Genomic DNA, 26,098 nt, shown 5'->3' on the forward strand with positions numbered 1-26,098 from the left:
CGCCGCGGGCCCCGGGACCGGGTGGCACACTGGTGCCATGACCGACGCCACCGTCCCGACCGGGACCGCCACCCCCTTCGCCGTGTGGAGCAGGGACGCCGACGCCCGCCCCGGCACCCCGCTGCTCGTGCTCCTGCACGGCTACGGCTCGCACGAGCAGGACCTCATGGGTCTCGTCCCGGCCCTGCCGGGCGAGTTCAGCGTGGCGTCCGTGCGCGCTCCCCAGCCCGCCGGGTCCGGCTACCAGTGGTTCCCGCTCGCCGCGGACCTCAGCTTCTCCCTCGACCGGGTGGCCGAGGCCGTGGAGCCCGTCGCGGCGTGGCTGCGGGAGCTGGCCGCGGACCACCCCAGCACCACGCTGCTGGGGTTCTCGCAGGGCATGGCCATGGCCACGTCCCTCGCCCGGCACATGCCGGGCGAGATCGCCGCCGTGGTGGGGCTCTCCGGCTTCGTGGTCCCCGGCGAGCACCCCCTGTTCGCCGACGAGCAGCTGCGGGAGCGGCCGCTGCGGATGTTCTGGGGCCGTGACCCGCAGGACCCGGTCATCCCGCAGGAGCTCGTCGACTCCACCGCCGAGTGGGCGCTGGAGCACGCCGACGTCATGAAGGTGCACTACACCGGGGTCGGCCACGGGATCAGCCCGCAGGAGGTGGGGCACGTGCGCGAGTACCTCACCCAGGTGGTGCTGGGGGACCCGGACCGCCCGGTCAGCCGCCCGCGGTGATCCGCACCGAGGCGCCCCCGGCGGAGACGACGTCCCCCGGGTGCAGCTGCCGGCCGCGCCGCGTCTCGACCTCGCCGTTGACCGAGACCTGACCGTCCTCCACCAGGCCCCGGGCGTGCGCCCCGTCCTCGGCGAGGTTCGCCAGCTTGAGCGCCTGGCCCAGCCGGATCATGTCGTCGCGGATGGGCAGTTCGTCGGGGCCGCCGGGCTGCTGGGGAGTCGTCATGCCCCCATTGTCCCAGGTCCCGTCCGGTCGGCGGGCACGGCGGGAATTGGCTACCCTGGGACGAGGACGTCGCCCGCGGCGTCCTCGTTCGTGACGGCCGACGACGGCCGGTCCCCGCCCGGCGCACCGCCGGGCCACACCACCCACCACGCGCGTCCGCAGCCGGCGGTCGGGCGAGACCCTGGAGGAATCCCACATGGCCCCCAAGTCCACGCTGGACAACGTCATCTCGCTGGCCAAGCGCCGCGGTTTCGTGTTCCAGGCGGGTGAGATCTACGGCGGTTCCCGCTCCGCCTGGGACTACGGGCCCCTCGGCGCGGAGCTCAAGGAGAACATCAAGCACGAGTGGTGGCAGACCTTCGTGCGCGGGCGCGAGGACATGGTGGGCCTCGACTCCTCGATCATCCTCCCGAAGGCCGTGTGGGAGGCCTCGGGTCACGTGGCGACCTTCACGGACCCGCTCGTGGAGTGCACCTCCTGCCACAAGCGCGCCCGCCAGGACCACCTGGTCGAGGCCTTCGAGGAGAAGAAGGGCCGCGCCCCCGAGAACGGCATGGCCGAGATCCCCTGCCCCAACTGCGGGACCAAGGGCCAGTGGACCGACCCGCAGCAGTTCTCCGGGCTGCTCAAGACGTTCCTCGGCCCGGTCGACAACCAGGAGGGCCTGCACTACCTGCGGCCCGAGACCGCCCAGGGCATCTTCGTGAACTTCAACAACGTGGTCACCGCCGCCCGGAAGAAGCCGCCGTTCGGCATCGGGCAGATCGGCAAGGCGTTCCGCAACGAGATCACCCCCGGCAACTTCATCTTCCGCACGCGCGAGTTCGAGCAGATGGAGATCGAGTACTTCACCCACCCGTCCGAGGCCGGGCACTTCTTCGACGAGTGGGTCGAGGCGTGCTGGAACTGGTTCACGGACCTCGGCATCGACCCGGACCACATGCGCCGCTACGACGTCCCCGAGGACGACCGGGCGCACTACTCCGCCGGCACCATCGACATCGAGTACCGGTTCGGCTTCCAGGGCAACCCGTGGGGCGAGCTCATGGGCGTGGCCAACCGGACCGACTACGACCTGGGCGTGCACAACGAGCACTCCAACACGGACCTCAGCTACTTCGACCAGCAGACCAACGAGCGCTACGTCCCCTACGTGATCGAGCCGTCCTTCGGCCTGACCCGGTCGATGATGGCCTTCCTCGTGGACGCGTACACCGAGGACGAGGCTCCCAACTCGAAGGGCGGGGTGGACAAGCGCACGGTCCTCAAGCTGGACCCGCGCCTGGCCCCGGTCAAGGCCGCGGTGCTGCCGCTGTCCCGCAACGAGGACCTCTCGCCGAAGGCCAAGGACCTGGCCGCCGAGCTGCGCCGGAACTGGAACATCGACTTCGACGACTCGGGGGCGATCGGGCGCCGCTACCGCCGCCAGGACGAGATCGGCACCCCGTTCTGCATCACGGTGGACTTCGACACCCTCGAGGACCAGGCCGTGACCATCCGCGAGCGGGACGCGATGACCCAGGAGCGCGTGGCCCTCGACCAGGTGAAGTCCTACCTCGCCGGGAAGCTCGTCCGCTGATGAGCGGCGCGCTGACCGGCCCCGGGCTGCGGCCCTGGCGGGACGGGGACGACCTGCGGCTGCTCGAGGTGTGGCCCGCCCCGGAGACGCCCCAGGCCGCCGCCTTCCGGGCGACGCTGCGCCCCGACGACGACGCCCCGTGGTCCCGCACGGTCGTGGCGGAGGACTCCGGCGTGCCGGTCGCCGCCGGCACGGTCTACGAGTCGGCGCTGCACCCCTCGAGGCTGTGGGCCTACGTGGAGGTCGCCCCCGACCGCCGCGGCGAAGGGCTCGGGCGCGCCCTGCTGGAGCGGCTGCGCACCGAGGCGGCGGGCTCGCCCTCGGGCGTGCAGGCCCTGCGCACGAAGGCGGCGCCCGGCTCGGCCGGCGAGCGCTTCGCCCGGGCCGCCGGCCTGGACCCCGTCCAGGACTCGCGCGTGGTCCGGGTGGCGGCCGGGGCCCTGCCCCTCCAGCCGCTGCGGGAGCACCCCGACGGGACACCGGCGCAGGCCGTCGAGGACCTGGCCACCGGCTCGGTCGAGCTGACCCGGGCGCTGTGGGCGTTCTACCGGGCCGTGCACGCCTGGGACGAGCCGGCGGACCTGTCCGTGGGACGGGTCAACCAGCTGTTCCTCTCCGACGCCGCGCACGCCTTCGGGGCGCTCGTGCTGCGCAACGGCGTGGGCCCGGGGGAGCGGGGCAGGATCTCCGCGTTCGCCGTGAGCTACCGGCCCGTCGAGCTCGACGCCGCCCCCGGCGCCCCCGTCCCGGAGAACGCGCCGGACGAGCCCGCCCACGTCGTGCTCGGCTGGACGCCGGGGGACGCCGCGGCAGGTCCCGCGCTCGAGCAGCTGCTCGCGCTGCTGGCCCACCACCACCCCGTGCAGTTCCAGGTGGACGGGTCGATGGAGCCGCTGACCGCCGTCGTCGACAACCTCCTGGCGGCCGGCGCCGCCACGGTCGTGGAGACCTCCGTCGTCCTCGCGGAGGCCGGGGACTGAGCGCACGGGCCGAGCACCGGCCCGCGGGAGGCCCCGGCACCTCGAGGTGCCGGGGCCTCCCGCGTGCCGGCGCCGGGTCCGGCCGGCGCGGGGACGGGCTCAGCCGGCCGTGCTCGCGTCGACGCGCCGGACCTCGGCCCGGTCGCCGGCCTCGGCGCCGGTGTAGTCCTGCTCCCCGTAGAGCCAGTCGGTGTAGTCCCAGATGCCGTGCCGGTCCGCGGACTTCCACAGCATGTTGCGCACGGTCCGCTCGACCGGGCCGGTGAGGTGCCAGGACTCGCCCCACACCCGCGCCGTCGTCTGGATCCGCGCGGTGCGCGGCTGGCGGACGGCGTTGTACTCCCGGAACACGGCGTTCCACCGGGAGGCGTCGTGGTGCTCCGGGTCCGCGAACACGGACCGCGCGGCGATGGCCTCCAGGGCGGCGGCGTCCTCGAGGGCCTGGCAGGCGCCCTGGGCGAGGTACTGCAGCATCGGGTGCGCGGCGTCGCCGGCCAGGGCGATGTTGCCGTCCACCCAGTTCTCGATCGGCACGCGGTCGAACATGGGCCAGCGCTGCACGTGGCTGAGGTTGTCGAGCGCCGCCCGGACCTCCGGCACGCAGTCCCGGTAGGCCTCGCGCAGCTCGGCGTCGCCCTCGTAGACGAGCTGACCGGCGGCGAAGGACGGCGAGCGGTAGACGGCCACGGTGTTGAACAGCTCTCCCTGGCGCAGCGGGTACTGCACGAGGTGGCACTCGGGGCCCATCCACACGACCACGGCCTCCATGTCCCCGGCGTGGGTGATCTGCGAGATCGGCAGCGCGCCGCGGTAGGCCACGTACTCGGAGCCGACGGGCTGGTCGTCGGAGAGCTGCGCGCGGACCACGGACCTGATCCCGTCCGCGGCGACGATCGCGTCCGCCTCGAAGACCCGGCCGTCGTCCGCGGTCGCCCGGGCCACGGCGCGCCCGTCGACCTCCACGTTCTCGGTCTTCGCGACCCGGACGTTGTTGTGCAGGTTCACGCCGAGCTCGGCGCACTCCTCCATGAGCAGGCGGTGCAGGTCCGAGCGGTGGGCCACGATGTAGGGGGCGCCGTAGCGTTCGTAGTACTCGCCGGTGACGTCCTCCCGCAGCAGCTCCTCGCCCGTGAGGGCGTCGCGGAAGACGATGTACCGGGGGGCCACGCCGGTCTCGACGGCCCGGTCGAGCACCCCCCACTCGCGCAGCAGGCGGGTGGCGTTGGGTGACATCTGCAGGCCGGCGCCGACCTCCCCGAACTCGGGGGCCTGCTCCACGAGCTCGACCTCCGCGCCGAGCCGGCGCAGGGCGAGGGCGTTGCCGAAGCCGCCGATGCCGCCTCCGATGACGAGGACCTTGGTGTGCTGTGCCATGGTGGTGATTCCTTTCGAGCTGTGCTGGACGGTGTCAGGCGACCGGCTGGGTCCGTACGACCCGGGGCGCCTGGCGGGCCTTGGTGATGACGGGCAGGAGGGCGAACTGCAGGACCGTGGCGACGGCCGCCGCACCCGCGAAGAGGAGGAACACGGGGTGGACGCCGTCGGCGGGGTCGGCGTAGGCGCCGAGCACGAGCCCCGCCGTCTGCGGGGCGAGGACGGCGCCGATGCGCCCCACGCCCAGGGCCCAGCCGAGCGCGGTGCCGCGGAGGCTGTCCGGGTAGTACAGGGTGATGGCGCCGATGATCAGGGACTGCGTGCCGTGCGTGCCGACACCGGCGAGCACGAGCATCAGGTAGATCAGCCAGACCGGCTCGTCGCCGACGACCATGATCACGAGCAGCCCGGCCGCGGCGGCGCCCGAGGCGACGGCGCCGGTGAGCACCGGACCGAACCGGTCCCCGGCCCAGGCCGTGAGCACGGAGCCCAGCACCGCGCCGAGATTGAGGACGAGCGCGAACGTCAGGGCCCCGCCGATCTGCGCGCCCTGCAGCCGCATGAGGTTCGGCAGCTCGGTGCCCAGCCCGTACCAGGCGAAGAGGGTCGCGAGGGTGGCGGCGGCGAACAGGATGCTCATGGTCAGGTGGGGCGGGCGGCGCAGGGACCCGAAGCCGGGCCCGTGCATCTGCGCGGCGGCCGCGGCGGCCCGCTGCTCCGGGCCGGGGTCGGCGGGGATCACCTTCAGGGCCACGGGCACGAGCACGACGAGGGCCAGGACGGGGAAGACGAACATCCACCGCCAGCCCTCCCAGCCGAGCCAGTCCGCCGGGATCACGGGGATGCCGGTCAGGGCGGCGAGCGAGCCGCCGATCGGCACGCCGGACATCATGAGCGTGGCCATGGCCGAGCGCCACCGGGGCGGGATGAAGTCCGCGGCGAGGGCGTTGGCCGAGGGCACGAGACCGCCCAGGCCGAGCCCCGCCACGAGGCGCAGCAGCGCGAAGACCCACTCGTCGGGGGCCACGGCGCACGCCACGGTCGCCAGGGAGAACACCACCGTGCACCAGACGACCGTCTTCTTCCGGCCCAGCCCGTCGGAGAGCCGCCCGGCGAAGACCGCCCCGATCATCATGCCGAGGAACGCCGAGGAGCCCACCGTGCCGGCGGTCGCCTGGGACATCCCCCACTCCTCCATGAGGGAGGGCTTGACCGTGCCGAAGACGATGAGGTCGTAGCCGTCGAAGACGATGAGCAGCCAGCAGACCAGCACGGCGATCCATCGGGCGCGCCGGCCCACCGGGGCGGGCGGGGCGGCGGCGGCAAGAGCCGTTGCGGACATCGGGACTCCGTTTCACAGGTGAGGGGCGCCACCGGCGTGCGGCGCGTCACACCAGGATGTGCCCGTGACCGACACGCCCCGAAACTTATTCTGCTGGATGGAACAAACGGTGTGTCGTGGATCTCCATCGGGGTGCGGCGGGCGCCTAGACTGGGCCCGTGCAGAACCAGGACCTGGAGCGGAAGCCGGCCTACTCCCTGCAGTCCGTGGACAACGTCCTGCGCCTGCTCCAGATGCTGCGCGACTCCGGCGGGGTGCGGCTCAAGGACGTGGCGCAGGAGCTGGGCGTCGCCCCCTCCACCGCGCACCGCCTCCTGTCGATGCTCGTCTACCGCGGCTTCGCCGTCCAGGACGACTCCCGCCGCTACCTCGCGGGGCCGGGGCTCGGCGTCTCGGTCCCCGAGTCCGGCTCGCACAGCCGGCTGCGCGCTCTCGTGCAGCCCTACCTGGAGCTGCTCAGCGAACGGACCCACGAGACCACGAACCTCATGGTCAGGGTCGGCACCACGGTCCGCTTCCTCAGCTCCGTGGAGGGGGCGGGGCTGCTCAAGGTCGGCGACCGGCGCGGCGCCGTCCTCCCGGCGGCCGCCACCTCCGCGGGCAAGCTCCTCCTGTCCTACCTCTCCGAGGAGGACCTCGCGCGGCTGTTCCGCACGGGCTCGGCCCGGACCGTGGGGGAGTACCTGGACGAGGCCGCCTTCGGCTCCTTCGTCCGGTCCCTGGCGATGATCCGCTCCGTGGGACTGGCCTTCAACCGCGAGGAGGCCGAGCGCGGCGTCTCCGCCGTGGCCTGCGCCGTGCGCGATCCCGAGGGGCGCCCCCTGGCCGCCCTGTCGGTGTCCGTGCCCGTGCAGCGGGCCGGCGTGATCGAGGACCGGGCGGTGATCCGGGCGCTGCGGGAGGTGTGCCGGGAGATCGAGGGCGAGATCGCCGCGGAGATCGAGTCCGGCCGGCCCCGGTGAAGCGGTCGTGGAGCACCGGAGGAAGTTTCCATCCAGCAGAATTCATTGCCGGTCCCGCCGGTGCCTGCTCTAGCGTGGCCAGTAACTCACATCACAGCGCAGGGTGGTCCGCCCCGCGACCCGCGAGCACCGAGGAGCTCACCATGAGTCACGACAACCAGATGACGGTCCCGGCCCCCACGCCTCAGGAGCAGGCCCAGCTCGACGCCCTCTACCAGGACTTCGAGTCGGGCCACATGGTCCCGCTGTGGACGGAGATCGGCAACCTCATGCCGGAGGCCCCGGCCTCGGCGGCCGTCCCGTTCGTGTGGGAGTGGAAGAACCTGCTGCCGCTGGCCGAGCGGGCCGGGGACCTGGTGCCCGTGGGCCGCGGCGGGGAGCGCAGGGCCATCGCGCTGGCGAACCCCGGTCTGGGCGGGCGCCCGTACGCCACCCCCACCCTGTGGTGCGCCATCCAGTACCTCGGCGGCCACGAGGTGGCGCCCGAGCACCGGCACTCCCAGAACGCCTTCCGCTTCGTGGTCGAGGGCGAGGGCGTGTGGACCGTGGTCAACGGCGACCCGGTGCGGATGTCCCGCGGGGACTTCCTGCTCACCCCGGGCTGGAACTTCCACGGCCACCACAACGAGCTCGATGCGCCCATGGCGTGGATCGACGGCCTCGACATCCCGTTCGTGCACTACACCGACACCGCGTTCTTCGAGTTCGGCATCGACCGGGTGACCGACGAGTCCACCCCGGAGTTCTCCCGCGGCGAGCGGCTGTGGTGCCACCCGGGCCTGCGGCCCCTGTCGGGTCTGGGCAACACCGTGTCCTCCCCGATCGGGGCCTACCGGTGGGAGCACACCGACCGGGCGCTCACCGAGCAGCTGGCGATCGAGGACGAGGGCTACCCCGCCACCGTGGAGCAGGGCCACGCCGCCGTGCGCTTCGTGAACCCCACCACCGGCGGGGACGTCATGCCCACCATCCGGGCCGAGTTCCACCGCTTCCGCCCCGGCACCGAGACCCGCACGACGCGGGAGGTCGGCTCCAGCGTCTACCAGGTCTTCGAGGGCCGCGGCCGGTTCGTGCTCGACGGCGAGGTCCGGGTCGTGGAGAAGGGCGACCTGGTGGTCGTCCCGTCCTGGACGGCCTGGCAGATCCAGGCCGAGACCGGGTTCGACCTGTTCAAGTTCGGCGACCAGCCGATCGTCGAGAAGCTGAACTTCAACCGCACCTTCGTGGAGGGCGAGGAGAAGTAGCACCGCACCTCCGGCGCGCGGAGCGGACCGCCCCGCGCGCCGGACCACGTCCGTGGCGCCCCGCCGGGCGCCGCCGCACACCGACCCCCACATCCCGACCCAGGAGACACTGACCGATGAAGCTTGCAACCCTGCGCACCAACGGGACCACCACGGCCGCCCGCCTCGACGGCGAGGTGTTCACCGAGATCGAGGGCTGCCCCGACCTCGGCGCCCTGCTCGCGGAGGAGAACTGGCAGCAGATCGCCGCCGACGCCTCCGGGCCGACGCACCCGGCCGCCGGCGCCGAGCTCGAGACGATCGTCGCCGACCCCGGCAAGGTCCTGTGCGTGGGGCTCAACTACAAGAGCCACATCCAGGAGATGGGCCGCGACCTGCCGTCCTACCCCACGATCTTCGCCAAGTTCACCGAGACCCTCACCGGCCCGAACGACGACATCGAGGCCGTCGCCGAGGACCCCCAGCTGGACTGGGAGGGCGAGCTCGTCGTCGTCGTCGGCAAGCGCGCGTACAAGGTGGACGAGGCCGACGCCGGTCAGTACATCGCCGGGTACGCCGCCGCCAACGACATCTCCATGCGCGAGTGGCAGTTCCGCACCAAGGAGTGGCTGCAGGGCAAGATCTGGGCGAAGTCCACCCCGGTGGGCCCCGTCATGGTCACCGCCGACGAGTTCGACCCGAAGCAGGCCGTCCTGCACACCCGGGTCAACGGCGAGACCATGCAGGAGCACTCGATCGGGGACCTGCTGTTCACCCCGGAGCACCTCGTGGCCTACTTCTCCACGATGCTGCCGCTGAACCCCGGGGACATCATCCTCACCGGCACCCCCGGCGGGGTGGGCCGGGCCCGCAACCCGCAGGTCTTCCTGAAGTCCGGCGACGTGGTGGAGGTCGAGATCGACGGTCTGGGCGTGCTCACCAACAAGATCGTCGACCCCGCCTGAGCGCGGGCACGAGAGGAGTCAGCCATGGTCGCCCGTCAGGACCTCACCACCGACGAGGACCTCAAGGCCCAGCTGCTGCTGGTGCGCCGCGGCACGGCGTTCTGGTCCCGCAAGGTCAACGAGCTCACGGACGACGAGCTCGACGGACCCTCGCTGCTGCCCGGCTGGTCCCGCCGGCACGTCATCGCCCACGTCGGCTACAACGCCCGCGCCCTGACCCGGCTCGTGCAGTGGGCCAACACCGGGGTGGAGACCCCGATGTACTCCTCCCCTCAGGCCCGCAACCAGGAGATCGCCTACGGGGCGACCCTGCCGGCCCGGGCGCTGCGCCACCTCAACGACCACGCCTCGGTGTCCCTGAACGTCGAGTGGCGGGACACCCCGGAGGCGGCGTGGAGCCACGAGGTGCGGACCGCCCAGGGCAGGACCGTGCCGGCCACGGAGACCGTCTGGATGCGCAACCGCGAGGTCTGGATCCACGCGGTCGACCTCGACAACGGGGCCCGCTTCTCGGACGTCCCGGCCGAGGTCCTGACCCGGCTGCTGAAGGACGTGACCGGCAACTGGGCGGGACAGGACAAGGACCCCGGGCTGCGGATCCAGGTCTGTGACGCCCCGGAGCTCGGTGAGCTCGGGGCCGGCGCCGGCCAGGACGCGGGGATCCTGGTGCGCGGGGACCTGGCCGCGGTCGCGCAGTGGGCCTCCGGGCGCGGCGGGGCCCGCCTCGAGGCCGGCGCCGACGTGGCGAACCCGCGCTGGATCTGACCCGCGCCGGCCGGCGCAGGGCCCCGGGGAGCACCCCGGGGCCCTGCGCCGCTGCCGTCCGTGAGAGAATTCCCCGGTGATGGACACCCGTACCGAGAACCACCCCGCCCGGCTCGACCTGCCGCCGCTGCACCTGGGCGCGCTCACGATCGACGTCCCCGTGGTGCTGGCGCCGATGGCCGGGGTCACCAACAAGGCGTTCCGCCGGCTGTGCCGCGAGTACGGCGGCGGCCTGTACGTCACCGAGATGGTCACGGCCCGCGCCCTCGTGGAACGCCGGCCCGAGTCGATGCGGATCATCGACCACGACCCGGACGAGACGCCCCGCTCCATCCAGATCTACGGCGTGGACGCCGTCCACGTCGGGCAGGCCGTGCGGATGGTCGTCGAGGAGGACCGGGCCGACCACATCGACCTGAACTTCGGCTGCCCCGTCCCCAAGGTCACCAAGCGCGGCGGCGGCTCCGCCCTGCCCTGGAAGACCGACCTGTTCACCGCGATCGTGCGCACCGCCGTCCAGGAGGCCTCCCGCGGGAACGTCCCCGTGACGGTCAAGATGCGCAAGGGCATCGACGACGGCCACCTCACCTTCCTCGAAGCCGGCCGGATCGCCCGCGACAGCGGCGTCGCGGCCGTGGCCCTGCACGGGCGCACCCTCGAGCAGCACTACTCGGGGACCGCGGACTGGGACGCCATCGCGCAGCTGCGCGAGGCCCTGCCGGACGTGCCCGTGCTCGGCAACGGGGACATCTGGAGCGCCGAGGACGCCGTGCGCATGGTCGAGCAGACCGGCGTGGACGGCGTGGTCGTCGGCCGCGGCTGCCAGGGCCGGCCCTGGCTCTTCGGGGACCTGCAGGCCGCCTTCGAGGGCCGCCCCGACCGCTTCCGCCCCGGGGTGGACCAGGTCGCCCGCACGATCTACCGCCACGCCGAGCTGCTCGTGGAGATGTTCGGCGACGAGGCCAAGGGGCTGCGCGACATCCGCAAGCACGTCGCGTGGTACTTCAAGGGCTACCCGGTGGGCGGTGAGCTGCGCGCCAGGATGGCCCAGGTGCCGGATCTCGCGACCCTGCGCGAGCTGCTGGACGAGCTCGACCTGTCCCTCGGCTACCCGGGCGAGGCGGTCGAGGGCCCGCGCGGCCGCGCCGGCTCCCCGAAGAAGCCGCACCTGCCGGACGGCTGGCTGGGCTCCCGCGAGCTGGGGGACGCCGAGCGGCTGGGGCTGGTCGCGGCGGAGCTCGACGTCTCCGGCGGCTGAGCCGTCCCCACCACACGGAAAGGACCGGGCATGCCCCACACGTCCATCGAGATCGACCGCACCGGCGCGCCCGCCCCGGGCTACGAGGCCCGCGACGTCGCGCGCTGGGTGGCGGAGGACCACCACAACAAGTACCGCTCCGACTTCGAGCGGGACCGCGCCCGGATCCTGCACTCCTCGGGGCTGCGGCGGCTGGCGGCCAAGACCCAGGTCGTCTCCCCGGACACCGACGACTTCGTGCGCAACCGCCTGACCCACTCCCTCGAGGTCGCCCAGATCGGCCGGGAGCTGGGCCGGATGCTCGGCTGCGACCCCGACGTCGTCGACGCCGCCTGCCTCTCCCACGACCTCGGGCACCCGCCGTTCGGGCACAACGGGGAGGCGGCCCTGCACCGGCTGACCCAGCACATCGGCGGCTTCGAGGGCAACGCGCAGACCCTGCGCCTGCTGACCCGGCTCGAGCCCAAGGTGCTCGACGACGACGGGCGGCCCGCCGGCCTGAACCTCACCCGCGCCGTGCTGGACGCCGTGTGCAAGTACCCCTGGGAGGCCCACGAGGCGCCGCTGCGCCCGGACGGGACCAGGTCCCCGAAGTTCGGGGTCTACACGGACGACCTGCCGGTGTTCGCGTGGTTGCGCGACGGCGCCCCGGCGCGCACCAAGTGCCTCGAGGCCCAGGTCATGGATCTCTCGGACGACATCTCCTACTCCGTGCACGACGTCGAGGACGCGATCGCCTCCGGGCTCGTGCAGTTGGGCTGGCTCGCCGACACCACCCAGCGGGACCGGGTGCTCGAGCTCACCCGGCGCTGGTACCTGCCCGAGGCCGCGCCGGAGTCCCTCGACGCCGCCCTGACCCGCCTCGAGGACTCGTCCCTGTGGGTCCGGGAGATGGACGGGTCCCGCAAGGACCTCGCCCGGCTGAAGAACATGACGAGCCAGCTCATCGGCCGCTTCGCGATGTCCGCGGTCGGCGCCACCCGGGACATCTACGGCGAGGACCCGCTGACCCGCTACGACGCCCAGCTCGTGGTGCCGGAGGGGACCACGGAGGAGATCGGCGTGCTCAAGGGCATCGCCACGACCTACGTCATCACGGTGCGCGACGCCCAGCCGATCTACGACAACCAGCAGGAGGTGCTCTCGATCCTGGTGGGGGCGCTGATGGACTCCGACGGCCGTTTCCTCTCGCCCGCCTTCACCGCCGACTGGCACGACCTCGGCGACGGGCCGGGCACGGAGGCCGCCCGCCTGCGCCTCGTGGTGGACCAGATCGCGTCCCTCACCGACCTGTCCGCCGTGTCCCTGCACGACCGGATCCGCGGCACCCACTGGCGGGTGGGGGACAAGCCGCTCTGGTGAGCCGTCCCACCGGAGCGGCGGCCGATCCCGTTCAATGACTGTGCGCTGGGTCGCACGCGGCGCCGCTCCCTAGACTCGGCGCGTTTGTGCTCCTCCTCACAAAGGTCTGATCGTCATGGAAAACTCCACCGGACCCGCCCCGCAGGCCGCGTCCCCCTCCTCCCCGGGCGCCCGGCCCGTCCTCCGCTCCCGGGCGTGGGTGGCGCCGCTGTGCTGGATCGCGGTGCTGCTGGACGGCTTCGACGCCGTGGTCCTGGGCGCGGTGCTGCCGTCCATGCTCGAGAACAACGAGCTCGGGATGACCACCGCGCAGGGCACCGCCGTGGCCACCGTCGGCCTCGTGGGCATGATGATCGGCGCGCTGACCATGGGCTACCTCACCGACCGGCTCGGCCGCCGCAAGATGCTCATCGGCGCCGTGGTCATGTTCTCCCTGCTGACCTTCGCCGCGGCGTTCTCCCCGAGCGTGTTCGTCTTCGGCCTCCTGCGCTTCCTCGCCGGCCTGGGCCTCGGCGGCTGCCTGCCCACCGCCATCGCGATGGTCACCGAGTTCGCCCGCCTCGGCCGGGGCTCCAACGCCACGACCCTGGTGATGACCGGCTACCACGTGGGCGCGGTGCTCACCGCGGCGCTCGCCATCGTCGTCGTCGTCCAGTTCGGCTGGCAGGAGATGTTCGTCCTGGGCTCCCTGCCGGCGCTCGTCCTCGTGCCTCTCATGCTCGTGTTCCTCCCCGAGTCCCCCTCGTTCCTCGCGTCCAAGGGGCGGATGGCCGAGGCCCGCGCCGTGGCCGAGCACTACGGCGTGCACCTCGAGCACCACACCGCCGAGGAGCAGGCCGAGAAGGTCGGCGCCACCATGCTGCTCTCCACCGGCTGGCGCCGGAACTCGATCGCCATCTGGGTCGCCTCCTTCATGGGCCTGCTGCTCGTCTACGGGCTCAACACCTGGCTGCCGCAGATCATGCGGGCGGCCGACTACGACCTCGGCAACTCCCTCGGCTTCCTGCTGATCCTCAACGTGGGCGCCATCGCGGGGCTGGCGGTCGCCGGCCGGGTGGCCGACCGGATCACCCCGCGCGCAGCGGGCATCATCTGGTTCCTCGGCTCGGCCGCGCTGCTCGCGGCCCTGGCGATCAAGCTGCCGCTGCTCGGGATCTACGCCATGGTCTTCGTCACCGGCTGCTTCGTGTTCTCCTCCCAGGTGCTCGTCTACGCGTTCACCGCCGCCAACCACCCGCCGCGCGTGCGCGCCACGGCGCTGGGCATGTCCGCCGGGGTCGGCCGGCTCGGGGCGATCTCGGGCCCGATCATCGGGGGCACCCTGCTGACGGCGGGCCTGGCCTACCCGTGGGGCTTCTTCGCCTTCGCCGCGGTGGGCGCCCTGGGCGGCCTCGCCCTGACCGGCACCCGGACCCGGCAGGACCTGCGGGAACGCTCCCGCTGAGCCGCTGACGGATCCCGCTCCACGGGCCGCCCCGGGCCGCACGGCGATCCACCGCGCGGCCCGGGGCGGCCCTCCGCCGTCCGGCCGCGCGCCTAGACTGGCGGTGTGGCAGGACTGATCAGACGCGAGGACATCGACGAGGTGCGGGCGCGCACCGACATCAAGGAGATCGTCGACGGCTACGTCACCCTCAAGAGCGCCGGCATCGGCTCCTGGAAGGGGCTCTGCCCGTTCCACGACGAGCGCACCCCGTCCTTCCACGTGCGGCCGCAGATGGGCACCTACCACTGCTTCGGCTGCGACGAGTCCGGGGACGTCATCTCCTTCCTCATGACGATGGACCACACCACCTTCTCCGAGACCGTGGAGAAGCTCGCGGCCCGGGTGGGCTACGAGCTGCACTACGAGCAGGGCTCCGGGCCGAACAAGGAGGAGGTCGGTCGTCGCCAGCGCCTGCTGGACGCGCACAAGGTCGCCGCGGAGTTCTTCCAGCGCAACCTCTACACCCGCCAGGCCGCCCCCGCCCAGCAGTTCCTGGGCGAGCGGGGCTTCGACGGCGAGGCGGCCCGGCGCTACGGCGTGGGCTACGCGCCCCGCGGCTGGGACCACCTCCTCAAGCACCTGCGGGAGCGCGGCTTCACGGACCAGGAGCTCAAGCTCACCGGGATGTTCTCCGAGGGCAACCGCGGGCTCTACGACCGGTTCCGCGGCCGGCTCGTCTGGCCCATCCGCGCGGTCGCCGGCGAGGTCATCGGCTTCGGCGCCCGCAAGCTCCACGACGACGACCAGGGCCCGAAGTACCTCAACACCCCCGAGACCGCCCTGTACAAGAAGTCCCAGGTGCTCTACGGCATCGACCTCGCGAAGCGGGAGATCGCCAGGCAGCGGCGCCTCGTCGTCGTCGAGGGCTACACCGACGTCATGGCCTGCCACCTCGCGGGCGTGACCACGGCGGTGGCCACGTGCGGCACCGCCTTCGGGGCCGAGCACATCAAGATCGTCCGGCGGTTCCTCTCCGACGACGGCGGCGGGGGAGAGGTCGTCTTCACCTTCGACGGCGACGCCGCCGGGCAGAAGGCCGCCCTGCGCGCGTTCGAGGAGGACCAGAAGTTCGTGGCGCAGACCTACGTGGCGGTCGAGCCCCACGGCATGGACCCCTGCGACCTCCGGCTCGCCCGCGGGGACGCCGCCGTGGCCGAGCTCGTGGAGAACCGCCGCCCCCTGTTCGAGTTCGCGATCCGGGCGACGCTGAAGAACTTTGACCTGGACACCATCGAGGGTCGCATCCGGGCGATGCGCGCCTGTGCGCCCATCGTGGCGCGGATCCGCGACCGCTCCCTGCGCCCCGCCTACGCGCGGCAGCTCGCGGGCTGGCTCGGGCTCGAGCCGGCGGAGGTCCAGCGGGCCGTCGACGCCGCGGGCCGCGCCCAGCGGGAGGAGGCCCCCGCGCCGCACCGGCCGGCGGAGCCGGAGGCGTCCGGGCCGGCCCCGGTCGAGCTGCCCGACCCGCGCGAGCCCGTGGCCCGGATGGAGCGCGAGGCCCTCGAGACCGTCATCCAGTGCCCGGACCTGATGCTCGCGCGGCACTGGGAGGAGTTCGGGCTCAGCGACTTCCGCTACCCCGTGCACGGGGCCGTGCACGACGCCGTGCTCGCCGCGCGCGCCGAGCTGCTCGGCGACGGCTCCGCCGTGCCGAGCGGGCAGGCCTGGGTGGACGGGGTGCGCGGACACCTGCCCGAGCCGCTGCACGGCTACCTCGCCGAGCTCGCCGTGACCCCGCTGCCGGCCACCACGCAGCAGCAGCTGGAGCGCTACACCGCGGACATCCTCAACCGCCTCTTCGAGCTGCAGATCAACCGGCGGAAGTCGGACCGGCTGGCGGAGCTCCAGCGCACGGATCCCACCGGGCAGCGCGAGCGCTACCAGGAGCTCCAGCGGGAGCTGCTGGAGCTGGAGATGCAGCGGCGCGGCCTCCGCCAGGACTGACGCCACCGGGCGGAACCGGATTTGTCGAAGCTCGGCGGGAACGGTAAAGTGATGGCTCGTTGCACGTCCGCGTGCACGGTCCCCCGTAGCTCAATTGGCAGAGCATTCGACTGTTAATCGAAGGGTTACTGGTTCGAGTCCAGTCGGGGGAGCAGCACAGGAGGTCCTCACCGGCGGAAACGCCGGTGGGGGCCTCCGTCGTCCCCGACGACGGCTGCATCCTGGGGACACCGGGACCTGGTCTCAGGACCCGGTCCGTCGTTGCTCACTCGTGTGTGAGTGGTTCACAGTGCCTGCACGACGACGAGGACGCAGTCGTGGATGGTCGATGACCGCCTGTGGGAACTGATCGCCCCGGTGCTTCAGGAGCAGGGCGAAGGAATCGGTCCTCCAGGGCGGTGGCCGCCTCCTTGGGGGCGAGTGAGGATCATCAGGGAGTCCTCTGGTGTCGGGCGGCCGCGCGCGGGTCAGGAGACCATGTGTGCTGACAGCCCGTCTCAGCCGCGCCCCTCGCGCCTTTCGCGCTCGGCCCGGCGCCGAGCCATCAGGGCGTGCTTCATGTGGCGTATCGCCTCTGTTTGCGCATCGTCGGTGAACGCTTCGGCGAGCTCGGTACTGGCCCCGACCAGGGTGATGATGTTGAACAGGTCGGCAGTGCGCTCCGCCAGCAGGCCCAGGGCCTCCAGGGAGAAGCTGCTCAGATCTGCGCAGTCCAGCAACGCCTCCTGCGGCGGCAGGTCCCGGCCGGTGAACGGCGCCAGCAGCGCGGTGACCTGCTCGGGCTCCAGCAGCCTACCCGGCATGGTGATCGTGACCGGGAGGAGGGAGTCGGGGCCCGGCTTCAGATGGGTGAGAGCCATCTTGATCATCTCGCCGAGCACCTCGATGAGCTGGTCGGCCGTCAGGGAGCTGGACAGCGGGTCGCCGACGATCTTGCCGCGGGAGGACTCCAGCTTCGGGAACCCGGAGGGCCGGTGGTCATGGACGCTCGGGGTCTGGGTGCCGGTGGGCCACACACGGAAGCGGGCGAGGTCGCCCCGGTAGGTGAAGACGAAGGGGCGACCGGACAGCACGCCGGTGGCCGTGAGCGGGATGTCACTGAAGCGGTGCAGCGCCCCGTCCTCGTCACGGCGGAACTGCAGTGCCGGATGGCGGGATTCCAGGGCGGCGGCGACCTCTGCGTCCGCGTCGTGCTCGACAGGGGGCTCGTGCTCCACGGGGGTCTCCTCGGGGTCTGACCCGGATACGGTAGCCCCGGGTCATGATTCATTTGTACGGACTGGCCCTGTGGTGATGCTGAGACAGCCCTATGGTTTCTCCAGCGCATTCGCCGCCGGTATCACTCCCGGCCGGTCGGTGACCGCCTAGGAGTGCTACCCAATGCCTCCAGTGCGCGTACTCGGCGGCGAGCTCGCGGGCTGCGGCCCGGACCTGCTCGTCCGTGGCGTTCAGGGGCACCTCGACGGTGTCGCACCCACGACGCGGCCAACCTCATGGCCGTGACGCCCCGGCGCGTCGCGCGTCAGCCGGTGACGCTGATCCGGACCCCCTCCGCAGGGGCCGGCACGTCGAAGACGGCCGTGTAGTTGAGGACGGCGGTCCAGACCGCCACCCGCACGTCGCTCTCCGACATGTCGGGCGGGTGGTGGGACACGGTCACGGCCCACTCCTGGCCGTCGAACAGCATCTCGACGGAGGTGACGGTGACGCCGCGGGCGGCGAGCGCGCCGACGACGCCGGCCCGGACGAGGGACTCGGCGGGATGGGCCCGGGGGATGGCGGTCATGGTGGTCGTCCTTCCGGCGGGAGCTCGGATCAAGCTCCCTTCCATTGACCCGCATCCAGTGGCAAAAGTAATGCCCGCTCTTTGCCCGACAGGGCGGAAGCGGCGGGGAGCGGACTGCCCGCCCCGGCCCGAGGCGCGCGCAGGTCTTATGGAATCCTTATGTTCCTCCTAGCGGGCACGGAAGTCCGGGGCGCATCATGAGTCCAGGGCGGTCCCGGACGAGCCGAGATCCTGGACGCACCGGACCGCATCCTCGGCGGGCTTCCGGACGAGGCTCGGCATCTCAGGGGGCACCATGCGCTGGTCGGCCAGGGCAGGCGGACCCGCCCCGTCCCGGGAGCGGGGCGCCGCGGGGAAGCCGTCGAGGCGTCTGACCGGAGTCGACGCGGCCCGCGGTCTGGCGCTCATCGGTCTCATGTCCGTTCACGTCCTGCCGTCCTCCGACGACGAGACCGGCGAGCCGACCTGGTCGCAGATCCTCTTCTCCGGGGACTCGGCGGCGCTGTTCGCGCTGCTGGCGGGCGTGGGACTCGCCCTGTCCACCGGTGGACCCCGCCCGCACGGTGGCCGGGAGCTGGGCGCGGACCGTGTGGCGCTCGTGGTGCGGGCGGTGCTGATCGCGGTGCTGGGACTGGCCATCGGATCCCTGCTGGCCGACGACCTGCCGGCGGACAACATCCTCATCTACTACGGCGTGTTCTTCCTCCTGGCCGTGCCCTTCCTGCGCGCGGGCCCGAAGCCGCTGTTCGGCTCGGCGGCGGTCTTCCTGCTCGTGGCTCCGGTGCTCATGCAGTCGCTGCGCGACGTACTGCCCGAGCCCGTCGCCGACAACCCCGCGTTCGGGGAGCTGCTGACGGAGCCGGGGGCGACGGCGGCCCAGCTGCTGCTGACCGGCACCTACCCGGCGCTCGCCTACCTGACCTACCTGCTGACCGGCATGGGGCTCGGCCGGCTCGATCTGCGGAGGAGGGCGACCCAGCTGCGCCTCCTGGCGGTCGGCCTGGGTCTGTCGGTCTGCGCGCAGGCGGCCTCGTACGTCCTGCTCCACGGCCTCGGCGGCTACGAACGGCTGCTGGCCTCCTCGTCGGGGGACGCGAGGCAACTGGACGAAATCCTGATCTGGGGCGAGGACTGGCTGCCCACCGACACCTGGTGGTCGCTCGCCGTCGACGCGCCGCACACCAACACCCCCCTGGCCATCGCGGTCAGCCTCGGCACGGGCATGGCCGTCCTGGGCGCCTTCCTGCTGATCTCCCGCGTGGTCGGCGCCTGGCTGCTGCCGCTGTCGGCGATGGGCTCGATGACCCTGACCCTGTACACCGCGCACCTGGTCGTCCTGTCGTTCGAGGTCCACGAGGACCGGCCCCACCTGTGGCTCGCCGTCCAGCTCGTGTCGGCGGTCCTGTTCGCCGTGACGTGGCAGCGGACCATGGGGCAGGGGCCGCTGGAGCGGGCGCTCGGCGCCGTCACGAAGGGCGCGCGGCGCCGGTCCCTCGTCGCGTCCTCCGGCCCCCGGGGCGTCGAGGAGCCCGGCACCGGTGGGAGCCGACCGCCGGGCGAACCGGACAGTAGTTCCGATCCGTGACCGTACCGCGTCCGGAACGTCACCGTTTGCTATTGAGTGCCTTGTCAGAAGCGAATTAAGCTGATCTCACCTTATTCACCAAGGGGGAACACAGTGAAAACTCTGGAAAAGCTGGTAGCGAGTGTCGCCGTGGCGGGACTGCTGATCGGGGGAGCAGGTCCGGCGCTCGCTGACGGCAAGGACGATCGCAAGGGCGACGACAAGGGGCACAGCAAGAAGGACGAGCGCAAGAACGGCGAGGTCGACGTCGTCGTCAAGTACAAGCACCGCGGCGACTGGAAGACGAAGCGCTACGAGGACAAGAGCCTCGAGAAGGCCGCGTCCATCGCCAAGGAGAAGTGCCACGGGGGCGACTGGCGCGAGTACTACAGGGACGCCCGCCAGGTCGACCGCACCGGCAAGTCGGACAAGGTCTGCCAGAAGAAGTACGTGAGGGTGTACTTCGAGCAGGACGAGGACCGGCACTGGGACAAGGACAAGGGCGACAAGGGCAAGGGCCGGGACGGGAGGAAGTAGCACCGGACCCGACTCCGACGCACCGACGGGAGGGCCCGTCCGGGGAACCGGACGGGCCCTCCCGCACGTCCCGGCAGGCTGAGCCGCGACCCCGTGCGCGCCCGCCGGCGGCGTCCCCGATGGTAGCTTGGTGCTCAGTCCACGTACTTTTCTCATCATCAACGGAGGCGGGCATGAGTCATTCGGTAGGCCCCAGCACGGGCGGAGCGTCGGGAGCGGGGTCGGAGCACTCCGATCCCGGATCGGCGTCGATCCTCGATGTCGTCAAGGTCTTCGCCAGGCTGCTGCCCAAGCAGCTCAAGGACGAGGCGCAGCTCGCCAAGCTCGAGCTCACGGAGAAGGCGAAGACGCTGGGCAAGGGCGCGGCCTTCGTCGTCGTCGGCCTCGTGTTCCTGCTGCTCGCCACGATCGCCCTGGTCGGCGCGGCGATCGCGGGTCTGTCGCAGATCATGCCGGCCTGGCTGGCCGCCCTGCTGCTCGCCGTGCTGTTCCTGATCATCCTGGCCGTCGCGGCGCTCATCGGGGTGTCCACCATCAAGAAGGCCCTTCCGCTCGTGCCGCGCAAGGCGCTCTTCGGGGTCAAGTACGACCTCGGCGTGGTCAAGGAGGGCTCCGCCTACACCGAGAGCCGCGTCCAGCGCGAGGAGCAGCTTGCCCGCGAGCGCAAGGAGCAGGAGAAGCGGGAGGCCGCGCAGGACCCGGCCCAGCAGAAGCCCCCGGCGCCCACCGAGGAGCAGCTGCGGCACCGGCTCAAGCTGCGCCGCGAGCACCTCAAGACGCTGCGCGACGACGTGCAGGGCCGTGCCGAGACCATCCAGTCCACCACCAAGGGCTTCGTGGACCGCACCAGCCGCACCGTGAAGACCACCCCGAAGGACGTGAAGGGCCTCCTCGCCCAGGGCGGCGCGAAGTCCCGCTCGACCTCTGGCTCGTCCGCCGGGTCCGGCCTCGGCGAGCGGTGGCAGCCGCTCACGGTGCTGGCCGTGGCGGGGAGCGCGTTCGTCGTCTTCCTCCGCAAGCTGTTCCGGTGACGTCGCCGTCCATGGGTTCCCCGTGGACGAGCGCACCGGTCGAGGGCCCGGAAGCCACAGGCTTCCGGGCCTTCCCCGTGCGTTCACCGGGTGTCCACGCGCCCCGGGCCGGACGGGCGGGCCGGCTCGATAGACTCCCGGGCGTGACGACAGATCGGTGGATGCCATGAGCCAGTGGTTGGCGGTCGCCCTGGCGCTGCTCTCGGCCGTGTGCCTGGCCGTCGGGACGCAGCAGCAGGGCAGTGCCGTGGCGGACGTCGCGAAGGGACGGCTGCGCCTGCGCAGCATCGCGGTCCTGCTGCGCCGTCCCCGCTGGCTGCTGGGTCTCACCCTGCTGGGCCTCGGCACCGGCCTCAACGTCACCGCCCTGGGACTCGCCACCGTGACGGTGGTCCAGCCGATCGGCGTGGTGGCCCTGGTGATCACCACATTGCTGCACGCACGGCACCGCCGGCTGCGGATCAACCGGCGCACCTGGACGGCGATCGGACTGTGCACCGCGGGCGGGGCGGTCTTCGTGACGTGCGCCGTGGCGGCGACCGACCCCGCCCGGGGCATCTCGCGGTGGGCCGAGCACACCGTGGTGGTCATGCTCGTGGTGCTGATCTGCGTCCTGGGGGTCTCCGCGGCGATGTTCGGCCGCAGCCTGGGCGGGACGTTCTACGTGGTGGGCGCCGGCATCCTCTACGGATTCGTGGCGGTGCTCGTGCGGCTGACTCTGATCCGCATCCAGGGCAGCGCCGGGACGCCCCTGGACGACGTCAACTGGCTGGCCGCGGGCACCGCCGTCGTCGCCGCCGTGCTGGGCGGGTGGTTCGTGCAGACGGCCTTCGCGTCGGGTCCGCCGGACCTCGTGATCGCGGGGCTGACCGTGATCGACCCCATGGTGGGCGTGCTCCTGGGGCTGCTGGTGCTGGGCGAGGCGGTGCCGGGCTTCTCCGTCCCGGTCGGGATGCTGATGGCCGCGGCAGGCGGCGTTGCTATAGTCGGGGTCGCCGTGCTCTCGCAGCACCACCCGGAGGTGCTCGAGCGCCGGGCCGAACGCGCACGGCAGGACCGGGCGCAGCCCCCCTCGGGCTCCGCCGCACGGCGCCCCGCAGCATCCGACCGCCCCACGGCATCCGACCGCCCCGCACACGACCGACCGGGAAGACACGCTTGAGCGCCCACACCGCCTCCGCCGCACGCCCCCTGACCGTCCTCCTGGGCGCCGAGACCTACCCCCCGGACGTCAACGGGGCCGCGCAGTTCGGGCACCGTCTGGCCCGGGGCCTGCACGAGCAGGGCCACCGGGTGCACGTCCTGTGCGCACGGCCGGACCCCGGGCCGTCGTACCGGGCCGAGGACGACGGCGTGGTCGAGCACCGGCTCCGCTCCCACCGGGCCTTCACCCACCCGTACTTCCGCCTGTGCTTCCCGTGGCAGGTGGCCGGGGAGATCCGCCGCGTGCTGGACGAGGTGCGACCCGACGTCGTGCACGTCCAGTGCCACTACATCCTCGGCCGGATGCTGGTGCGGGAGGCCCGGCGGCGGGGCATCCGCACCGTGGCCACCAACCACTTCGTCCCCGAGAACCTTGAGCCGTTCCTGCCGTTCCCGGCATGGGTGCTGAACCGCTACCGCGCGGTGTCGTGGCGGGACATGGTGCGGGTGTTCGGCGCCTGCGACGTGGTGACCGCACCGACCCCGCTCGCGGTGGAGGCCATGCGCCGCAACGGCTTCCCCGACACGGTGCTCGCCGTGTCCAACGGGATCCGGATCGCCGACTACGAGGCCCACGACGGCGAGCGGCGGCAGCCGGCCGCGCACCCGACCGTCCTGTTCACCGGCCGGCTCGCGGTGGAGAAGAACGTGGACGTGCTCATCGAGGCGATCTCCGTGCTGCCCGCCGAGCTCGACGCCCACCTGGAGATCGTGGGCGACGGCGAGCAGCGGCCCGCGCTCGAGAAGCTGGCGCGGGCCCTGGGGGTCGCCCACCGGGTCCGTTTCCTGGGCTACGTCCCGGACGAGGGCCTGCGCGCGGCCTACCTGCGGGCCGACGTGTTCTGTCAGCCGGGCACGGCCGAGCTCCAGTCGCTGGTCACCCTGGAGGCGATGGCGGCGTCCCGGCCCGTGGTCCTGGCCGACGCACGGGCCCTGCCGCACCTGGCCGAGGACGGCGTCAACGGCTGGCTCTTCGCCCCCGGCGACGCCCAGGACCTGGCGCGCAAGCTCGCCCTCGTCCTGGGCGCCCCGCGCGAGGAGCGCGCCCGGATGGGCCGGGAGAGCCGCCGCAAGGTCGCGCAGCACAGCTTCCCGCGGACCCTGGAGACGTTCCTGCGGCTCTACCGCGGCGAGCACCCGGAGTCCGTGCGCACTCCTGCTCCGGGAGCGCGCGAGCACCAGGAGCCGGCGCGCGCCCGCGCCGCGGGGCCGCGACGGATCCGGACCAGGCTGGCCTCGCTCGTGCGGTAACGTGGTGCTGCGCCGCCGGGCCCGTCCCGGCGCGGGGCCGTAGCTCAGCTGGTCAGAGCAGAGGACTCATAATCCTTCGGTCGTGGGTTCAAGCCCCACCGGCCCTACCCGACACCCCTTCCACCGCGCGTCCCCCGGTGGGAGGGGTGCTTCCGTCCGCACGTCCCGTCCACCGGGTGCGCGTCCCCTGCGGATGTGGTGCACTGGTGGTCTGATCCGCGCACCACCCACCGAGAGGACGCCGAGATGAGCCGACGCACGCCGTGGAGCCTCCTGTCCGTCGCCGCCCTGGCGCTCGCCGCACTGACCGGCTGCGACACTTCCACCGAGGACGTAGAGGAGGGCGCTGACCAGGTCCAGCAGGAGGTCGAGGAGGGTGCCGACCAGGTCCAGCAGGAGGTCGAGGAGGGCGCCGGTCAGGTCGAGGAGGGCGCCGACCAGGTCCAGCAGGAGGTCGAGGAGGGCGCCGGCCAGGTCGAGGAGGGCGCCGACCAGGTCCAGCAGGAGGTCGAGGAGGGCGTCGACGACGCTCAGGACGACGAGGGCTGAGCGGCCGCGCGCAGCCGCTCGGGCACGGGGAGCAGCACCGACGGCTCGAGCGCGCCGACGAACTGCAGCGGGTTGACGTAGTCGCCGTCCCGGCGCACGCCCCAGTGCAGACAGGTGCCCGGCCCGCAGTGGTCCCGGCCGCGCAGCACGCCCACGACCTCGCCGCGGTGCACCCGGTCCCCGGGGACCAGGGACGACTCGACGGGCTCGAAGCTCGAGCGCAGACCCCCGCCGTGGTCGAGCGTGAGCACCGGGCGGTCCACCACGAACCCCACGAAGGCCACCGTTCCCGCGGCCGGGGCGCGCACGGCGGCGCCCGGGCCCGCGTCCAGGTCCACGCCCCGGTGGCCCCGCGCCCACCGCTGGGCGGGCGGGACCCACTCGCCCACCACGGCCGGCCGCGGCGACAGGGGCCACGCCCACCCCTGGGCCGCCGAACCGGGGGAGGGGAGCAGCACCCCCAGCACGAGCACGATCGCGAGCCCCACCACGCCGGCCGGCCCGGTCCGGGCACGGGGCCGGTGCAGGAGACGGAGGAGCGGGGAGGGTCCGGTGGGCATGTCCCGACTGTCCGCCACCGGGGCCGGGCGGAGGGCCGCCCGGCCCCGTGCTGTGGACGGTCCCGGGGCCCCTCCGGCAGCCCCCGGCCGGGTGCAGGGCGGACGAGGCCCTTGTAGTACACTCGATCCCGCAGTGTGCTCTGAGGCGCCCCTCGTGGCGCGCCCTCGCGCCCACCCGGACCCGGCCCCGACGCCGGAGCCGACGGCGCGGTGGCGAGCAGCTGACTTCGCGCGCAGCGCCGCCGGGACCTCCCGTCCCGGTCCGGCCGCCCCGGTCCGCGTTCCCCGTCCCGGCGGGGTGCGGCACGGCGGCCGGGAGACGGACCCGCAGGGTCCGCCCACCGCTGCACCAGGGGCTCGTCCGCCGGACGCAGCCGAGAACCGAACCCGCGGGCCGGGCGTCGTCGCACGCCCTCCCGCACGAGAGACCAGGAGACGACATGTCCGTCGTTACCATGCGCCAGCTCCTCGACAGCGGCGTGCACTTCGGCCACCAGACCCGCCGGTGGAACCCGAAGATGAAGCGCTTCATCTTCACCGAGCGCAACGGCATCTACATCATCGACCTCCAGCAGTCGCTGTCCTTCATCGACCGCGCCTACGAGGCCGTCAAGACCACCGTGGCCCACGGCGGCACCATCCTCTTCGTCGGCACCAAGAAGCAGGCCCAGGAGGCCATCGCCGAGCAGGCCACCCGCGTGGGCATGCCCTACGTGAACCACCGCTGGCTCGGCGGCATGCTCACGAACTTCGCCACGGTCTCCAAGCGCATCGAGCGCATGAAGGAGCTCGAGGAGATCGACTTCGACGACGTCGCGGGCTCGCAGTACACGAAGAAGGAGCTCCTGCTCCTGCGCCGCGAGAAGGAGAAGCTGGAGCGCACCCTCGGCGGCATCCGCAACCTGACCAAGGCCCCCTCCCTGATCTGGATCGTGGACACCAAGAAGGAGCACCTCGCGGTGGACGAGGCCCAGAAGCTGGGCATCCCGGTCGTCGCGATCCTCGACACCAACTGTGACCCCGACGAGGTCGCCTTCCCGATCCCGGGCAACGACGACGCCATCCGCTCCGTCAACCTCCTGACCCGCGTGATCGCCGACGCCGTGGCCGAGGGGCTCATGGAGCGCCACAACAAGAAGTCCGGCGGCGCCGACCAGGCCGCCGAGCCGATGGCCGAGTGGGAGCGCGAGCTGCTCGAGCAGCACGCCGCCGAGCAGACCGCCGCGACCGAGGCCCCGGCCGAGACCGCTGCCCCGGCCGAGACCGAGACCGCCGCCGCGACCGAAGCCCCGGCCGAGACCGAGGCTCCCGCCGAGGCCCCGGCCGAGACCGAGACCGCCGCCGAGTAGTCTCCGTCCACCGTCCGTTTCCCCCGGCGGGGCACCGTCCCCGCCCGAGGCCGGCCGGGGCGGGCCCGTGCCCGCCCC

At 72.5% G+C, this 26,098-nt stretch carries 24 protein-coding genes and 2 tRNA genes; 20 read left to right on the forward strand and 6 right to left on the reverse strand.

Annotated elements, in window-relative coordinates:
- The first annotated feature begins 37 nt into the window (after window positions 1-37).
- The gene (locus E7Z53_RS15365; protein WP_176338147.1) at window positions 38-724 is read left to right on the forward strand and encodes an alpha/beta hydrolase; all 687 of its coding nucleotides are present in this window, start codon (window positions 38-40) and stop codon (window positions 722-724) included.
- Here the strand turns inward: E7Z53_RS15365 and E7Z53_RS15370 are convergent.
- Window positions 708-950 (reverse strand): RNA-binding S4 domain-containing protein, encoded by a 243-nt coding sequence (locus tag E7Z53_RS15370; RefSeq protein WP_035926391.1) that lies wholly within the window; start codon window positions 948-950, stop codon window positions 708-710. The genes E7Z53_RS15365 and E7Z53_RS15370 overlap by 17 nt on opposite strands.
- A gap of 196 nt (window positions 951-1,146) precedes the next feature.
- Here E7Z53_RS15370 and E7Z53_RS15375 point away from each other — a divergent pair, with 196 nt between their 5' ends.
- Window positions 1,147-2,529, forward strand: a complete 1,383-nt coding sequence (locus E7Z53_RS15375; RefSeq protein ID WP_017833819.1) for a glycine--tRNA ligase — start codon at window positions 1,147-1,149, stop codon at window positions 2,527-2,529.
- A complete protein-coding gene (locus tag E7Z53_RS15380; protein WP_176338148.1) occupies window positions 2,529-3,509 on the forward strand; it encodes a GNAT family N-acetyltransferase in 981 nt (326 codons plus the stop codon). The genes E7Z53_RS15375 and E7Z53_RS15380 overlap by 1 nt, the downstream gene beginning before the upstream one ends.
- Window positions 3,510-3,608: 99 nt before the next feature.
- On the opposite strand, the gene E7Z53_RS15385 is transcribed toward E7Z53_RS15380, so the two are convergent.
- Both E7Z53_RS15385 and E7Z53_RS15390 read right to left on the reverse strand, forming a co-directional pair.
- Complete coding sequence (locus tag E7Z53_RS15385) at window positions 3,609-4,883, reverse strand: FAD-dependent monooxygenase (RefSeq protein WP_109268696.1); 1,275 nt, start codon at window positions 4,881-4,883, stop codon at window positions 3,609-3,611.
- 34 nt (window positions 4,884-4,917) lie between these two features.
- Window positions 4,918-6,225: an MFS transporter gene (locus tag E7Z53_RS15390; RefSeq protein WP_255219611.1), complete on the reverse strand. Its 1,308-nt coding sequence runs from the start codon at window positions 6,223-6,225 to the stop codon at window positions 4,918-4,920.
- Between the two features lie 158 nt (window positions 6,226-6,383).
- On the opposite strand from E7Z53_RS15390, the gene E7Z53_RS15395 reads away from it, so the two are divergent.
- From E7Z53_RS15395 to E7Z53_RS15435, 9 genes are all read left to right on the forward strand, one after another.
- A complete protein-coding gene (locus E7Z53_RS15395) occupies window positions 6,384-7,187 on the forward strand; it encodes an IclR family transcriptional regulator (RefSeq protein WP_031283171.1) in 804 nt (267 codons plus the stop codon).
- A gap of 143 nt (window positions 7,188-7,330) precedes the next feature.
- Window positions 7,331-8,431 carry a cupin domain-containing protein gene (locus E7Z53_RS15400; protein WP_095651358.1) on the forward strand — a complete coding sequence of 367 codons (1,101 nt, stop codon included), beginning with the start codon at window positions 7,331-7,333 and terminating at the stop codon, window positions 8,429-8,431.
- Between the two features lie 116 nt (window positions 8,432-8,547).
- The gene (locus tag E7Z53_RS15405; protein ID WP_095651359.1) at window positions 8,548-9,375 is read left to right on the forward strand and encodes a fumarylacetoacetate hydrolase family protein; all 828 of its coding nucleotides are present in this window, start codon (window positions 8,548-8,550) and stop codon (window positions 9,373-9,375) included.
- 24 nt (window positions 9,376-9,399) lie between these two features.
- Window positions 9,400-10,140, forward strand: coding sequence for a maleylpyruvate isomerase family mycothiol-dependent enzyme (locus E7Z53_RS15410; RefSeq protein ID WP_176338149.1), 741 nt, complete (start codon window positions 9,400-9,402; stop codon window positions 10,138-10,140).
- 79 nt (window positions 10,141-10,219) lie between these two features.
- Complete coding sequence (gene dusB / locus E7Z53_RS15415; RefSeq protein WP_017834110.1) at window positions 10,220-11,398, forward strand: tRNA dihydrouridine synthase DusB; 1,179 nt, start codon at window positions 10,220-10,222, stop codon at window positions 11,396-11,398.
- Window positions 11,399-11,428: 30 nt separating this feature from the next.
- Entirely contained in the window at window positions 11,429-12,760 is a 1,332-nt protein-coding gene (locus E7Z53_RS15420) for a deoxyguanosinetriphosphate triphosphohydrolase (protein ID WP_017834111.1), read from the forward strand.
- A 115-nt stretch (window positions 12,761-12,875) separates the two neighbouring features.
- Window positions 12,876-14,204 carry an MFS transporter gene (locus E7Z53_RS15425; RefSeq protein WP_197723074.1) on the forward strand — a complete coding sequence of 443 codons (1,329 nt, stop codon included), beginning with the start codon at window positions 12,876-12,878 and terminating at the stop codon, window positions 14,202-14,204.
- 105 nt (window positions 14,205-14,309) lie between these two features.
- Complete coding sequence (gene dnaG / locus E7Z53_RS15430) at window positions 14,310-16,190, forward strand: DNA primase (protein WP_095651361.1); 1,881 nt, start codon at window positions 14,310-14,312, stop codon at window positions 16,188-16,190.
- A gap of 79 nt (window positions 16,191-16,269) precedes the next feature.
- A tRNA-Asn gene (locus E7Z53_RS15435) sits at window positions 16,270-16,342 on the forward strand.
- Between the two features lie 345 nt (window positions 16,343-16,687).
- Here E7Z53_RS15435 and E7Z53_RS15440 read toward each other — a convergent pair.
- A complete protein-coding gene (locus tag E7Z53_RS15440) occupies window positions 16,688-17,407 on the reverse strand; it encodes a hypothetical protein (protein WP_176338150.1) in 720 nt (239 codons plus the stop codon).
- 305 nt (window positions 17,408-17,712) lie between these two features.
- Window positions 17,713-17,976 (reverse strand): hypothetical protein, encoded by a 264-nt coding sequence (locus E7Z53_RS15445; RefSeq protein ID WP_115162527.1) that lies wholly within the window; start codon window positions 17,974-17,976, stop codon window positions 17,713-17,715.
- A 295-nt stretch (window positions 17,977-18,271) separates the two neighbouring features.
- Between E7Z53_RS15445 and E7Z53_RS15450 the strand changes: the two genes are divergently transcribed.
- The 7 genes from E7Z53_RS15450 (at window position 18,272) to E7Z53_RS15480 (ending at window position 24,111) form a co-directional block, all read left to right on the forward strand.
- Complete coding sequence (locus E7Z53_RS15450; RefSeq protein WP_176338151.1) at window positions 18,272-19,561, forward strand: heparan-alpha-glucosaminide N-acetyltransferase domain-containing protein; 1,290 nt, start codon at window positions 18,272-18,274, stop codon at window positions 19,559-19,561.
- Window positions 19,562-19,654: 93 nt separating this feature from the next.
- Complete coding sequence (locus E7Z53_RS15455; RefSeq protein WP_147284783.1) at window positions 19,655-20,077, forward strand: hypothetical protein; 423 nt, start codon at window positions 19,655-19,657, stop codon at window positions 20,075-20,077.
- 173 nt (window positions 20,078-20,250) lie between these two features.
- Window positions 20,251-21,108, forward strand: a complete 858-nt coding sequence (locus E7Z53_RS15460; protein ID WP_017834120.1) for a phage holin family protein — start codon at window positions 20,251-20,253, stop codon at window positions 21,106-21,108.
- Window positions 21,109-21,274: 166 nt separating this feature from the next.
- Window positions 21,275-22,270, forward strand: coding sequence for a DMT family transporter (locus tag E7Z53_RS15465; protein ID WP_035926345.1), 996 nt, complete (start codon window positions 21,275-21,277; stop codon window positions 22,268-22,270).
- Window positions 22,267-23,562, forward strand: coding sequence for a glycosyltransferase (locus E7Z53_RS15470; RefSeq protein ID WP_035926343.1), 1,296 nt, complete (start codon window positions 22,267-22,269; stop codon window positions 23,560-23,562). The genes E7Z53_RS15465 and E7Z53_RS15470 overlap by 4 nt, the downstream gene beginning before the upstream one ends.
- A gap of 33 nt (window positions 23,563-23,595) precedes the next feature.
- Window positions 23,596-23,669: transfer RNA gene (locus E7Z53_RS15475), tRNA-Ile, on the forward strand.
- 139 nt (window positions 23,670-23,808) lie between these two features.
- Window positions 23,809-24,111: a hypothetical protein gene (locus tag E7Z53_RS15480; RefSeq protein ID WP_176338152.1), complete on the forward strand. Its 303-nt coding sequence runs from the start codon at window positions 23,809-23,811 to the stop codon at window positions 24,109-24,111.
- On the opposite strand, the gene E7Z53_RS15485 is transcribed toward E7Z53_RS15480, so the two are convergent.
- On the reverse strand, window positions 24,093-24,671 hold the full coding sequence (locus E7Z53_RS15485) for a M23 family metallopeptidase (protein WP_136341354.1): 579 nt from the start codon (window positions 24,669-24,671) through the stop codon (window positions 24,093-24,095). The genes E7Z53_RS15480 and E7Z53_RS15485 overlap by 19 nt on opposite strands.
- 440 nt (window positions 24,672-25,111) lie before the next feature.
- Between E7Z53_RS15485 and rpsB the strand changes: the two genes are divergently transcribed.
- On the forward strand, window positions 25,112-26,020 hold the full coding sequence (gene rpsB, locus E7Z53_RS15490; RefSeq protein ID WP_109222382.1) for a 30S ribosomal protein S2: 909 nt from the start codon (window positions 25,112-25,114) through the stop codon (window positions 26,018-26,020).
- The last annotated feature ends 78 nt before the right edge of the window (window positions 26,021-26,098 follow it).

Source organism: Kocuria salina (genome assembly GCF_013368965.1).
GTDB lineage: Bacteria > Actinomycetota > Actinomycetes > Actinomycetales > Micrococcaceae > Kocuria > Kocuria rosea.